This is a genomic window from Cupriavidus sp. 94F1, assembly GCF_057798875.1.
Window position 1 is genome coordinate 484679 of the sequence record NZ_JBYOJT010000002.1, and the last position, 12977, is coordinate 497655.

The window sequence follows — 12977 nt, forward strand, 5'->3', positions numbered from 1 at the left end:
GTGGGTTTGAAAGATCAGCCCGGCACGTTGCCTTCCACGCCTTCGACGTAGAACTTCACGTTGTGCAGGAAGGCGTCGTCGGCCACGGCGCCGCCGGCGACCTGTTCCTTGCCGGCGTTGTCCTTGATCGGACCCTTCCAGATCGGCGCGCTGCCGTCGACGATGCCCTTCTTGCGCTCCTCGACCAGCGCCTTGACGTCTTCCGGCACCGCGGCGTTGAAGCCCTTCAGGTCGATCATGCCTTCCTTGAGGCCCCACCAGATGGTGCTGTTCTTCCACTGGTTGTTGAGCACGTCGTCCACCACCTTGGTGTAGTAGACGCCCCAGGAGATCACCGATGCCGCCAGGTGCGCCTTCTCGCCGAACTTGCTCATGTCGCTGTCCCAGCCGAACGCGTACACGCCTTTTTCCTGCGCGGTCTGCACCACGGCGGCGGAGTCGGTGTTCTGCATCAGCATGTCCACGCCCTGGCCGATCAGCGTCGTGGCGGCTTCACGTTCCTTGCCCGGGTCGAACCACTTGTTGACCCACACCACCTTGACCGTGGCCTTCGGGTTCACCGAGCGCGCGCCCAGCGTGAACGAATCGATGTTGCGGATCACCTCGGGAATCGGCACCGATGCCACCACGCCCATCTTGCCGGTCTTGCTCATCTTGCCAGCCACCACGCCCGCCAGGTACGCGCCTTCATAGGTGCGCACGTCGTACTGGGCCAGGTTGTCGGCGGTCTTGAAGCCCGTGGCGTGCTCGAACTTCACGTCCGGGAATTCCTTGGCCACCTTCAGCATCGATTCCATGTAGCCGAACGTGGTGCCGAAGATCAGCTTGTTGCCCTGGCTGGCCAGGTCGCGGAACACGCGCTCGGCGTCGGCGGCGGACTCGGGCACGTTTTCCACGTACGTGGTCTTGACCTTGTCGCCGAACTTCGCTTCCACGGCCTTGCGGCCCGCGTCGTGGGCGTACGTCCAGCCGGCATCGCCCACCGGCCCGATGTAGACGAAGGCCACCTTCAGCGGTTCGCTGGCGGCAGCAGCGGGGGCGGATGCCGGCGCGGCGGTCCCGGCCGGCTTCTCGGCTTCCTTCTTGCCGCATCCGGCCAGGGCCAGCACGGCGGTGGCGGCCAGGGCAGCCAGCGTGGTCCTGCGTGTCACGATCATTCGATCTCTCCTAGTAAGACGTCTTCTGTGATGAGGTTGTACTTCGGATACTGCTGTTTTTTTAAGACTTCGGTGATGCGGTACAGGGGTGTTCAGGCGTTGCCCGGACGGAACGGCTTGCCCAGCGATGCGGGCATGTTCAGGCGAATCCAGGCCGGGTTGCGCGAGATCAGGGCCAGCACGACGATGGTGGCGGCGTACGGCAGCATCGACAGAAATTGCGACGGCACCGATACGCCGATGCCCTGCAGGTAGAACTGAAGGATGGTCACGCCGCCGAACAGCCAGGCGCCCACCAGCACGCGGCCCGGCCGCCACGTGGCGAACGTGGTCAGCGCCAGCGCGATCCAGCCACGGCCTGCCACGAGGTTTTCCACCCACATCGGCGTGTACACCAGCGACAGGTAGGCCCCGGCCAGCCCGCAGCAGGCACCGCCGAACAGCAGCGCGCCAAAGCGGATCCAGCGCACCGGATAGCCCAGCGCATTCGCCGATTCTGGCGATTCGCCGATGGCGCGCAGCGTCAGGCCGGCGCGCGTGCGGAACAGGAACCACATGATGGCAAAGCACAGCAGCAGGCTGACGTACACCATCCAGTGATGCTGGAAGAATGCCGGGCCGATGAACGGGATGTCGGCCAGCCCCGGGACGGCACTGGCCTTGGCCGGCATGGCGTAGCCCACGAACCGCTGTGCGATGAACGCGGACAAGCCGGTGCCGAAGATCGACAGCGCCAGGCCGGTGGCTACCTGGTTGGTGGCCAGCACCAGCGCCAGCCACGAAAACAGCGTGGCCATCAGCATGCCGGCACCAGCGCCGGCGACAAAGCCCAGCAGCGGGGATTGGGTCTGATACCCGACCATGAAGCCGAAGGCGGCGGCCACCAGCATCATGCCTTCGGCACCCAGGTTCAGCACGCCGGCGCGCTCGTTGACCAGCAGGCCCAGCGCGGCCAGCAGCAGCGGGGTGCCGGCGTTGATCGCGGTGGCGATCAGGGGAGCAAGTTGTTCCATTTTGTTGTCAGCTCCGGATCAGGCGGCACGCGCGCGCCAGCGCAGGTGGTTGTCGATCAGTGTGTCGCAGGCCAGCAGGAAGAACAGCAGCATGCCCTGGAAGACCCAGCCCAGCGCCGACGGCAGGCCCAGCCGGGACTGCGCCATTTCGCCGCCGATATAGAACAGCGACATCACGATGCCGCCGAACACGGCGCCCACCGGATGCAGCCGCCCCACGAAGGCCACGATGATCGCGGTAAAGCCATAGCCGGGCGAGATCGACGGCAGCAGCTGCCCGATCGGGCCGGTCACCTCGAACGCGCCGGCCAGGCCCGCGAAGGCGCCCGAGATCATCAACGCCGTCCACAGCGCGCTGCGCGACGAGAACCCGGCATAGCGAGCGGCCAGCGGCGCGGTGCCGCCCACCTGCAGGCGGTAGCCGGCAAAGCTGCGGAACACGAACACGGTCATGACGACCACCAGCACCAGCATCACGGCAAAGCCCATGTGCAGGCGCGAACCGGGCAGCAGGTTGGGCAGCAGGAACATCGACGAAAACACCTTCGACTGCGGGAAGTTCATGCCGTTGGGGTCCTTCAGCGGACCGTTGACCACCCACAGCAGCAACTGCTGGGCGATATAGGTCAGCATCAGCGACACCAGGATCTCGTTGGCATTGCAGCGGTCCTTGAGCAGCGCCGTCAGCGATGCCCACAACATGCCGCCGACGCAGCCGGCCAGCGCGGCCAGCACCAGCACCACCGGGCCGCTCCACGTGCTGCCGGGCGTATCGAACCAGAGCACCGTGGCGCCGGCCAGGATGCCCCCGGCAATCAGCTGGCCATCGGCGCCGATATTCCAGACGTTGGCGCGATAGCAGACCGAAAGCCCGAGCGCACACAGCACCAGCGGCACGGTCTTGAGCAGCACCTCGCCAATCGCGCGCGTGTCCTTGAGCGGATCGACCAGGAATACCTTGAGGCCCGCCACCGGGTCCTTGCCCAGCGCCACGAACAGCAGGGCGCCGAACAGCAGCGTCAGCACCAGCGCGAACACGGGCGAGGCATAGGCCATCGGGCGCGACGGCACGCCGCGCGGGGCCAGCACAACGGGAGATAGCACTTTAGCCATGGCTCGGCACCTCCACGTCGGCGTTGTCGCGCCGGCTGGCCGGCCCGCCTTCCCACAGCCCGCTCATCCACAGGCCCACCTGCTCGCGCGTGGCGATATCCACGGGGATCGACGGCGACAGCTGGCCCTTGGCGATCACGTGCAGGCGGTCGCAGATGGCGAACAGTTCGTCGAGTTCTTCGGATACCACCAGCACCGCGCACCCGGCGGCCTTCAGCGACAGGATCTCGTTGTGGATCTGCGCGGCCGCGCCGACATCCACACCCCACGTGGGCTGCGCCACGATCAGCACCTTCGGGCCGGCCTCGATCTCGCGGCCGACGATGAACTTCTGCAGATTGCCGCCCGACAGGCTGCGCGCCAGTGCCGCAGGCCCGCTGGCCTTGACGCGGAACCGGCTGATGATGCTGGCGGCCAGGCCTTCGGCTGCCCTGGGCGACACCATGCCGCCCTGCACGTAGGGCGGCGTCTGGTGCGACAGCCACACATTCGACGCCAGGCTCATGCCTGGCACCGCGCCACGGCCGAGCCGTTCCTCGGGCACGAACGCCAGCCCCGCACGGCGGCGGCCGCGGGCATCGAGCCGGCCCACGGGCTTGCCGTCCAGATCGATGGCTGCGCCGGCCGTGCGCGCATCCTCGCCGGACAGCGCAGCCAGCAGCTCCTGCTGGCCATTGCCCGATACCCCCGCGATGCCGACGATTTCGCCGGCGTGCACGTCCAGTGCAATGTGTTGCAGTTCCGTGGCGAACTGGTGGGCGCGCGGCATCGACAGGTTGCGCACCGACAGCTTCACCGCGCCGCGCTGGGTGGCCACACGCGCTTCGCGCGGCGGTTCGCCACCGATCATCAGCCGCGACAGCTCGGCCGCGCTTTGCTGGCGCGGGTCGCAATTGCCGGTCACCCGGCCCATGCGCATCACGGTGGCGTGGTGGCAGAGAGCTCGGATTTCGTCCAGTTTGTGGCTGATATAGAGGATGCTGGTGCCTTCGGACGCCAGCTGGCGCAGCGTGACAAACAGCGTTTCCACGGCCTGCGGCGTCAGCACCGAGGTGGGTTCGTCCAGGATCAGCAACTGCGGGTTGGCCAGCAGCGCGCGCACGATCTCCACGCGCTGGCGCTCGCCCACGGACAGGGTATGCACGTGGCGTTGCGGTTCCAGCGGCAGACCATACCGCTCGGCCGTGGCGCGGATGCGTTCCGATAGCTGCTTCATATTGCCGGCATCGGCGGGCGACAGGCCCAGTGCGATGTTCTCGGCCACGGTCAGCGTGTCGAACAGCGAAAAATGCTGGAACACCATGGCGATGCCCAGGTTGCGGGCGTCGTGGGGGCTGGCGATGGAAACCGGCGCCCCATTGAAGTGCATCTCGCCGGCGTCGGGACGTACCGCGCCAAAAATGATCTTCATCAAGGTGGACTTGCCGGCGCCGTTTTCGCCAAGGACGGCGTGGATCTCGCCGGGCGCGACCGTCAGGCTGACGTCGTCGTTGGCGGTCACGCCGGGATAACGCTTGGTGATATGCGCAAGCGCCAGCCTGGGGGGGGATTGTGATGTCACTGAGGCGGCTCGAATTGTTGTGGCAGCAACGTTCTGTTTTTAAGCACGTGACGACGGCTGTGCGTGGCGCAGCATCGCCGCGAGGCAGGTCGTCATCATCATGATTGCGTGATGCCCGGAATTTGGGGTGGATTATATAAGTGCGTGGGGGCTGGGCGGACCACTTTGGCCCTCCAGCCATGCCCCACAACGGGTACCGGGAGGTTGCAAGTCGCGTGCCGGCCACAGCCGCAAAGAAAAACCGCCGCGCTGCCGGCTAGGGAGGGCGGCGGTCAGGGTTGACCCGGATCAGTTGCGCGTGTCAGGCGGCGCTGGCGGGGATCGTCGCAAACCGGCCGTCTCGGAAATCGGCCAGGGTCTGGTAGATCTGGTCCTGCGTGTTCATCACGAACGGGCCGTACTGCGCGATGGGCTCGTTCAGCGGCTGGCCCGCGATCAGCAGGAAGCGGGTGTCCTCGTTCGCGGTGACCACCACGCCGTCGGACCCGCCCGCGTTGTCCAGCACGCCCATGCGCTGCGCTTCCACCACCGCGTCGCCGATCGTCACGGCGCCGCGATAGACGTAGACAAACGCGTTATGCCCGGCCGGCAGGGCCTGCGTGAACGACTGGCCAGCCGGCAGATGCACGTCCAGGTACAGCGGTTCGGTGACCGGACGCGTCACGGCACCGGCCACGCCATGCGAGGCACCGGCCAGCACGCGCACCGTGCCGCCCGACGGCAGTGCCACGGTTGGAATTGCCGCCGCCGGCATGTCGCGATACCAGGGCGTGGTCATCTTGTCCGCCGCCGGCAGGTTCAGCCACAGCTGGAAGCCTTCCATCCGGCCGTCTTCCTGCTCCGGCAATTCCGAGTGCACGACGCCGGAGCCGGCCACCATCCACTGCGCGCCGCCGTTTTCCAGCAGGCCTTCGTGGCCGGCGCTGTCGCGATGGCGCATGCGGCCGGCCAGCATATAGGTGATGGTCTCGAAGCCGCGGTGCGGGTGATCGGGGAAGCCGCCGATGTAGTCGTCCTTGTTGTCGGTGCCAAAGGCGTCGAGCATCAGGAACGGGTCGAGCCGGCGTTGCAGGTTCTGCGTCAGCACGCGGGTCAGCTTCACGCCGGCGCCGTCGGACGTGGCGATGCCGCGAACCACGCGATCCACGGCGCGCGAACGCTGCACGGTTTCCGTGGCGGTGGCCGGAACGGTGGCGATACGGGTGGTCATGTGAAATCTCCGGTTGGGACGGCCTGGAAACCCTGGCTTCCGGCCGTCGTGTCTACCCCCTCAATGTAAGGGTTTGGCCAGAAAGCGGTAGAGGGCCGACAGGCAACAGATTGTTCCGCTGATGGAACGGAGAGGCATCGATCGATCGCATGAATGCAACGAAGCTGGGTTCGGAAATTTCGCGCGAAACCCGGTTATTTCGGAGACGGAAACGGTGAAGATGACAGGATCGCAGAAGTTGTGTAGAATAGCGGTCTCTTTGTCATCCGTTGCCAAAAATTGCTGTGGTCGGGGCTGCACCCCGAACCCCGCAATCCGTTGTCTGGCAACGGCCGATTGACCGGCGGCGCCATACCGACACGACATCTGTCGGGCATCAATCGCCGCCACTGGCCAACCTTTCCGGGTTGCGCCGCTCCTGCGGGTTTGGGCTTCATGCCTGGACCCCATCAATCGGGTGTTTCGCCGGTCTCCAGGCCGGTGCCGCACCCAATAGTCCGTCCGCTGGCAATCGTGCCGGTCATGGCGGCAAGGCAATCTGAACCAGGGCCCCGGCGGGCACCCCATCGACATTTCCGCTGGCCCTTTTGTTTTCCGCATCCGGGATGTGGTGATTCATGCATTTGCATTGGCATTGGCATGGTTGGCCGCACCGGGGTTGGAGAGGGGAAATATGTCAAAACGAACCATCCGGGCGTTGGCCTGGGGGGGCGTCGTTGCCGTTGCGCTGGCCGGACTGGTCGCGTGGATCGGCGTTGACGTCATCCACCAGTACCAGGACCGCCTGTTCTACGACGTGGCCGACCATCTGCGCCTGGTGGCGATCTCGATGGCACTGGCCCTGCTGACCGGCGTGCCGGCCGGCATCGCGCTGAGCCGCCCGTGCATGCGCCGCTGGGCCGACCGGCTCATGCAGGTCTTCAACATCGGCAATACCGTGCCGTCGCTGGCGGTGCTGGCCCTGGCGCTGGCCGTGCTGGGCATCGGCGAGCGTCCGGCGATCCTGGCACTGTGGCTGGCCTCGCTGCTGCCGATCGTGCGCAACACCTACGAAGGGCTGCGCACCGTGTCGCCCGCCCTGAAGGAAGCCGCGCGGGGCATCGGCATGACGCCGTGCCAGCGCCTGGTGCGTGTGGAACTGCCCAACGCGCTGCCCGTGATCCTGGCCGGCGTGCGCATCAGCCTGGTGATAAATGTGGGCACCGTGCCGCTGTCGTTCCTGATCGGCGCGAACAGCCTGGGCGAACTGATTTTCCCGGGCATCTACCTGAACAACCAGCCGTTGCTGTTGCTGGGCGCCGCCGCTACCGCGTTGCTGGCCCTGGTGCTGGACGCGCTGTTCGCCGCCGCCGGCCAGATCTACCTGCGTCGCCGCGGTCTGGCGCAGTGAGGAATCGTATGAAATCCAAATCCGTGAATCGTCTGGTGGAAGGCCGCGTGTTCTGGCTGGCCGCCGCCATCGGCATCGCGCTGGCCGTGCTGCTGCTGACCACGGCCCCGGCGCGCGCGCAGGAAGGCGCGGGCCCGGTGCGGGTGGGCGGCAAGAACTTCACCGAGCAGCTGATCCTGTCGTCGATGACCACCCAGTACCTGAAGGCCAAGGGCATCGACACGACGCTGACCTCGGGGCTGGGCAGCACGCTGATGCGCCAGGCGCTGGAATCGGGCCAGCTCGACGTGGTGTGGGATTACACCGGCACCGCGCTGATCGTGTTCAACAAGGTCGAGGAAAAGCTCGACGGCCCGGAAAGCTACAAGCGCGTGAAGACGCTCGATGCCGCGAAGGGCCTGGTCTGGCTCGATGCCTCGCAGGTCAACAACACCTACGCATTCGCCATGCCGAAGGAGCGCGCCGGCGATATCCGCACGCTGTCGGCCTATGCCGCAAAAATGCGCGCCGAGGGCGAGAGCACGAAGCATCCGCTGGCCGTGGACATGGAATTCGCCGCGCGCCCCGACGGCCTGGAGCCGCTGAAGGCCGCGTACAAGCTGCCGTTCACGCGCAAGGACGTGATCCAGCTCGATCCGGGCCTGGTCTACACCGCGCTCAAGAACAACCAGGTGGACCTGGGACTGGTCTACACGACCGACGGCCGCGTGAAGGGCTTCGACCTCGTACTGCTGGAGGACGACCTGCATTACTTCCCGCCGTACAACGCGGTGCCCGTGGTGCGCCGCGCCGTGCTCGACGCGCATCCGCAACTGGGCGGGCTGCTCAACGCGCTGGCAGCAAAGCTCGACAACGCGGCGATGACCGACATGAACTACAAGGTCGACATCGACCAGCAACCCGTGGACAAGGTGGCAGGCGACTTCCTGCGCACCCACGGCCTGATCTGAGGAGCGCCGCATGGATCTGCTGACTTACCTTCACCATAGCTGGCCGACGCTGCTGCGGCTCACCGGCGAGCATCTCGCGCTGGTGGGCTCGGCGGTGGGCATGGCCATCGTCATCGGGGTGCCGCTGGGCATCCTGATCACCCGCCACCGTTTCCTGGCCACGCCGTTGCTGGCGCTGGCCACCGTGGTGCTGACGCTGCCGTCGATCGCGCTGTTCGGGCTGATGATCCCGATCTTCGCGCGCTTCGGCCACGCGCTGGGCTACGTGCCGGCCGTGACGGCGGTGTTCCTGTACTCGCTGCTGCCGATCATGCGCAACACGTACACCGCGCTGACCCATATCGATGACGGCATCCAGGAAGCGGGGCGCGGCATCGGCATGACCACGTGGCAGCGCATGCGCCTGGTGGACCTGCCGCTGGCCGTGCCCGTGATCCTGGGCGGCGTGCGCACGGCGGTGGTCATGAATATTGGCGTGGCCACCATTGCCGCCATCATCGGCGCCGGTGGCCTGGGCGTGCTGATCCTGCAGGCCATCAGCCAGAGCAACATGAGCAAGCTTGCCGTGGGCGCCGTTCTCGTGAGCCTGCTCGCCATCGTGGCCGACGTCGCGCTGCAAAGCCTGCAGCGTGCCCTGACACCGAAAGGAATCCGACAATGATCGAACTCGACAAACTCACCAAGGCCTTCCCGCAGAAGGACGGCACCGAAGTGCGCGCCGTCAACGAGGTCAGCATGACCGTGCCGCGCGGCGAGATCTGCGTGTTCCTGGGCCCGTCAGGCTGCGGCAAGACCACCACGCTGAAGATGATCAACCGGCTGATCCAGCCGACGTCGGGCACCGTGCGCATCGACGGCGAGGACACCACCGGCATCGACGGCGTCACGCTGCGCCGCAAGATCGGCTACGTGATCCAGCAGATCGGCCTGTTCCCGAACATGACCATCGAAGAGAACATCATGGTCGTGCCGCGCCTGCTGGGCTGGAACAAGAAGCAATGCCGCGAACGGGCGCGCGAGCTGATCCGCATGGTGCAGCTGGACCCGGACAAGATGCTCAAACGCTATCCGCGCGAGCTGTCCGGCGGGCAACAGCAGCGGATCGGCGTGATTCGCGCGCTGGCCGCCGATGCGCCCGTGCTGCTGATGGACGAGCCGTTCGGCGCGGTGGATCCGATCAACCGCGAGAGCATCCAGAACGAGTTCTTCCAGATGCAGCGCCAGCTGGGCAAGACCGTGATCATGGTGTCGCACGATATCGACGAGGCCATCAAGCTGGGTGACAAGGTGGCCGTGTTCCGCGCCGGCCGGCTGGTGCAGTTCGACCATCCCGACGCGCTGCTGGCCCATCCGGCCGACGACTTCGTGCAGGCCTTCGTGGGCCACGACAACACGCTCAAGCGCCTGCTGCTGGTGCGCGCCGGCGACGCGGCCACGCTGCCGCCAAGCTGCCGCCCCGACATGACGCTGGCCGAAGCGTTCGGTGTGATGGACGATGCCGACGTGCGCCACCTGCCCGTGGTGGACGACGCCCAGCGGGCGCTGGGCTACGTGACGCGCCGCGACGTGCGCAACGCGCTGGCCAAGGGCGGCCAGTGCGCGGACGTGATGCGCCCGTTCACCACCACGGCCGCATTCGACGAGCACCTGCGCATCGTGCTGTCTCGCATGTACCAGCACAACACGAGCTGGCTGCCGGTGATCGACGGGGACGGCGTCTACCTGGGCGAAGTCACGCAGGAATCGATTGCCGACTACCTGAGCTCGGGCCGCTCGCGCGGCACCGCGCCGGTGATCCAGCCGCCCGCCAGTTCGCCGGTGACGACGATCGGGCCGGCGCCGGTAGTGGCGCCGCAGAAGGATCGTGTTGCGGCTTGAACGGCTGGCAAGCGCATCCCCCGCGACACCATAAAAAACGGCCGCTCTGTGACGAGCGGCCGTTTTTCATTCATCCAGCAAAACCGATCACGCGTGGCCCAGCTCGCCGTCCTTCAGGCGCCACACGTTCAGCGGATTGCCGTCCTTCAGCGCGTCCGGCAGCAGGGCGGCCGGGAAGTTCTGGTAGCAGACCGGACGCAGGAAGCGGTCCAGCGCCGTGGTGCCCACCGACGTGGTGCGCGTGTCCGAGGTGGCCGGGAACGGGCCGCCGTGAACCATCGCAAAGCACACTTCCACGCCGGTCGGGAAGCCGTTGAACAGGATACGGCCCACCTTGCGCTCCAGGGCCGGCAGCAGCCTGGCGGCAACGGCATGGTCGCCGGCATCGGCCTGGACCGTGGCAGTCAGCTGGCCTTCGAGGATGCGGGTGACATCCACCAGCGCGTCGGCGTCCTTGCAGACCACCAGTACGGTGGACGGGCCGAACACTTCGGCATGCATGCGGTGGTCGGCCACGAACTTGTCGGCCGACGTTTCGAAGAACACCGGGCGGGCCTGGTTCGGGCCCGTGGCATCCACGCCGCAGGCGGCGCGAGTCAGGCCCGAGATTTCCGACAGCTGGGCCACGCCACGCTCGAAGGCGGCGTGGATGCCCGGGGTCAGCATGGTGGCGGCCGGCTTGCCGGTCAGCGCGCCATGCGCCGCGGCGCGGAATGTCTCCAGCGCCGGGCCTTCGATGGCCAGCAGCAGGCCGGGGTTGGTGCAGAACTGGCCCACGCCCATCACCAGCGAATCGACCAGGTCACGGGCAATTTGCTCCCCGCGGGCGGCCAGCGCCTCGGGCAGCAGGTACACCGGGTTGATGCTGCTCATTTCGGCATAGACGGGGATCGGCACCGGGCGGCTGTTGGCCACGTTCATCAGGGCCAGGCCGCCGGCGCGCGAACCCGTGAAGCCCACGGCCTGGATGACCGGGTGCGCCACCAGCGCCGTGCCGATGGCGTTGCCCACCCCTTGCACCAGCGAGAACACGCCTTCGGGCAGGCCAGCATCGGCCACGGCCTTCTGGATCACGCGGCCCACCAGTTCCGACGTGCCCGGGTGTGCAGGGTGTGCCTTGGCAACGACCGGGCAGCCAGCGGCCAGCGCCGAGGCGGTGTCGCCACCGGCCACCGAAAAGGCCAGCGGGAAGTTGCTGGCGCCAAACACGGCCACCGGGCCGACGGCGATGCGCTGCATGCGCAGGTCGGGGCGCGGCGGGGTGCGCTCGGGCAGGGCGCTGTCGAGCGTGGCATCTTGCCAGCGGCCATCGCGCAGCACGCGTGCGAACAGCCTTAGCTGACCGGCGGTGCGGCCGCGTTCCCCTTGCAGGCGGGCGATCGGCAGGGCGGTTTCCAGATGCGCGCGCTGGATCAGGGCGTCGCCCAAGGCTTCCAGCCCGGCGGCGATCGATTCCAGGAACGTGGCGCGCTGCTCGGGGGACGTGGCGCGATAGGTGTCGAACGCGGCTTCGGCCAGCGCGCAGGCACGGTCCACATCGGCCGACGTGCTGCCCTGGTAGGCCGGTTCGAGGCTTTCGCCCGTGGCCGGATTGATGCCGTAAAAGGTGGATTCGGTGCCGCGAACGGCAGAGGCGCCGATCAGCATTTCGCCAGTCATCGTCATGATCTTGGGTCCTGCGGGAAATTGGGAAAGGACGGCCAGAACACCGTCACGTTGTCAAAGCATCGTCGTAAGACATCATATGACATCACGGGGCGCCTCGCAACCGCGTCGCCTGCCGGGGAAGCGGCCAGGCGACGCATGGGGTTCAGGTCGAGGAACCGGCTGCCGCCGACGCCTTGCGCAGGCGTTCGCGGCTGTTGGTCAGGTGCATGCGCATGGCCGCCTTGGCGGCTTCAGGATCACGTCGCTCGATCGCATCGAAAATGCTCTCGTGCTCGAAGCTCACGCGCTCCAGATACTGTTCGCGCTCGGGCTGGCTCACCTGCAGCCGGCTGCGCGGGATCACCATGGTGCCCAGGTGGCCCATGATGTCGGTGAAATAGCGGTTGCCGGTGGCGCGGGCAATCGACAGGTGGAATTCGAAATCCGAACCCACCGCGTCGCTGCCCTCGGCGGCGTTGCGCTTCAGGTCGTCCAGCGCGCGGCGCATGGCGCGCAGCTGGTCATCGCTGCGGCGCGTGGCGGCCAGGCTGGCAGCCTCGGCTTCCAGGCTCACGCGGAATTCGAGCATGGCCAGCACGTCCATGGCCGTGACCATCGCCGATGGGTCGATGCGGAACGGCGAATGGGTCTCGATGGGCCGGTTCAGCACGAAGGTGCCGATGCCGTGGCGCGTTTCCACCAGGCCGCTGGCCTGCAGGCGCGACAGGGCTTCGCGCACCACGGTGCGGCTCACGCCGAGGGTAGCCATGATTTCGGATTCGGTCGGCAGCTTGTCGCCCGGCTTGAGCTGGCCTTGCTGGATGCTCTCGGTCAGGTTGCCGACTACTTCTTCAGCAAGCGTGCGGCCACGGCGGCGCAGGGGAGCGGGCGAAGTCATCGAAGCGTTGGACATGGGCGGGCAGGTGTTGGAACCATTGTGGGGATGACCCTGACGGCGGCAATGTTGACCGCGCAGGTACGGGCTCATTATACTGCGTCATAAGTCATACGACGACCGATAACGCACAGGAACTTGCCGCCACGAACCCGTTGTGGCA

General features: G+C 66.8%; 11 protein-coding genes. 4 read left to right on the forward strand and 7 right to left on the reverse strand.

Going from position 1 to position 12977, the window contains the following annotated elements:
* Positions 1-14 precede the first annotated feature (14 nt).
* From AC3FJ6_RS06300 to AC3FJ6_RS06320, 5 genes are all read right to left on the reverse strand, one after another.
* The gene (locus AC3FJ6_RS06300) at positions 15-1157 is read right to left on the reverse strand and encodes a BMP family ABC transporter substrate-binding protein (protein ID WP_153947509.1); all 1143 of its coding nucleotides are present in this window, start codon (positions 1155-1157) and stop codon (positions 15-17) included.
* A 92-nt stretch (positions 1158-1249) separates the two neighbouring features.
* Positions 1250-2170 (reverse strand): ABC transporter permease, encoded by a 921-nt coding sequence (locus AC3FJ6_RS06305; protein WP_488771155.1) that lies wholly within the window; start codon positions 2168-2170, stop codon positions 1250-1252.
* Between the two features lie 18 nt (positions 2171-2188).
* Positions 2189-3283 carry an ABC transporter permease gene (locus AC3FJ6_RS06310; protein ID WP_488771156.1) on the reverse strand — a complete coding sequence of 365 codons (1095 nt, stop codon included), beginning with the start codon at positions 3281-3283 and terminating at the stop codon, positions 2189-2191.
* Positions 3276-4844 carry an ABC transporter ATP-binding protein gene (locus AC3FJ6_RS06315; RefSeq protein ID WP_488771157.1) on the reverse strand — a complete coding sequence of 523 codons (1569 nt, stop codon included), beginning with the start codon at positions 4842-4844 and terminating at the stop codon, positions 3276-3278. The genes AC3FJ6_RS06310 and AC3FJ6_RS06315 overlap by 8 nt, the downstream gene beginning before the upstream one ends.
* Before the next feature lie 301 nt (positions 4845-5145).
* Positions 5146-6054, reverse strand: coding sequence for a pirin family protein (locus AC3FJ6_RS06320; protein ID WP_488771158.1), 909 nt, complete (start codon positions 6052-6054; stop codon positions 5146-5148).
* 673 nt (positions 6055-6727) lie between these two features.
* Here AC3FJ6_RS06320 and AC3FJ6_RS06325 point away from each other — a divergent pair.
* Genes AC3FJ6_RS06325 through AC3FJ6_RS06340 form a run of 4 tightly spaced genes read left to right on the forward strand, consistent with a single transcriptional unit; the run spans position 6728 to position 10272 of the window.
* Complete coding sequence (locus AC3FJ6_RS06325; RefSeq protein WP_400393768.1) at positions 6728-7444, forward strand: ABC transporter permease; 717 nt, start codon at positions 6728-6730, stop codon at positions 7442-7444.
* Between the two features lie 8 nt (positions 7445-7452).
* Positions 7453-8394 carry a glycine betaine ABC transporter substrate-binding protein gene (locus tag AC3FJ6_RS06330; protein ID WP_488771160.1) on the forward strand — a complete coding sequence of 314 codons (942 nt, stop codon included), beginning with the start codon at positions 7453-7455 and terminating at the stop codon, positions 8392-8394.
* 10 nt (positions 8395-8404) lie between these two features.
* Positions 8405-9055, forward strand: a complete 651-nt coding sequence (locus AC3FJ6_RS06335; RefSeq protein ID WP_153947516.1) for an ABC transporter permease — start codon at positions 8405-8407, stop codon at positions 9053-9055.
* Positions 9052-10272 (forward strand): osmoprotectant ABC transporter ATP-binding protein OsmV, encoded by a 1221-nt coding sequence (locus tag AC3FJ6_RS06340; RefSeq protein WP_488771161.1) that lies wholly within the window; start codon positions 9052-9054, stop codon positions 10270-10272. The genes AC3FJ6_RS06335 and AC3FJ6_RS06340 overlap by 4 nt, the downstream gene beginning before the upstream one ends.
* A gap of 87 nt (positions 10273-10359) precedes the next feature.
* Here the strand turns inward: AC3FJ6_RS06340 and AC3FJ6_RS06345 are convergent, their stop codons facing one another.
* On the reverse strand, positions 10360-11937 hold the full coding sequence (locus AC3FJ6_RS06345) for an aldehyde dehydrogenase (NADP(+)) (protein ID WP_488771162.1): 1578 nt from the start codon (positions 11935-11937) through the stop codon (positions 10360-10362).
* 145 nt (positions 11938-12082) lie between these two features.
* Positions 12083-12832: a FadR/GntR family transcriptional regulator gene (locus AC3FJ6_RS06350; protein ID WP_488771163.1), complete on the reverse strand. Its 750-nt coding sequence runs from the start codon at positions 12830-12832 to the stop codon at positions 12083-12085.
* Positions 12833-12977: the final 145 nt, after the last annotated feature.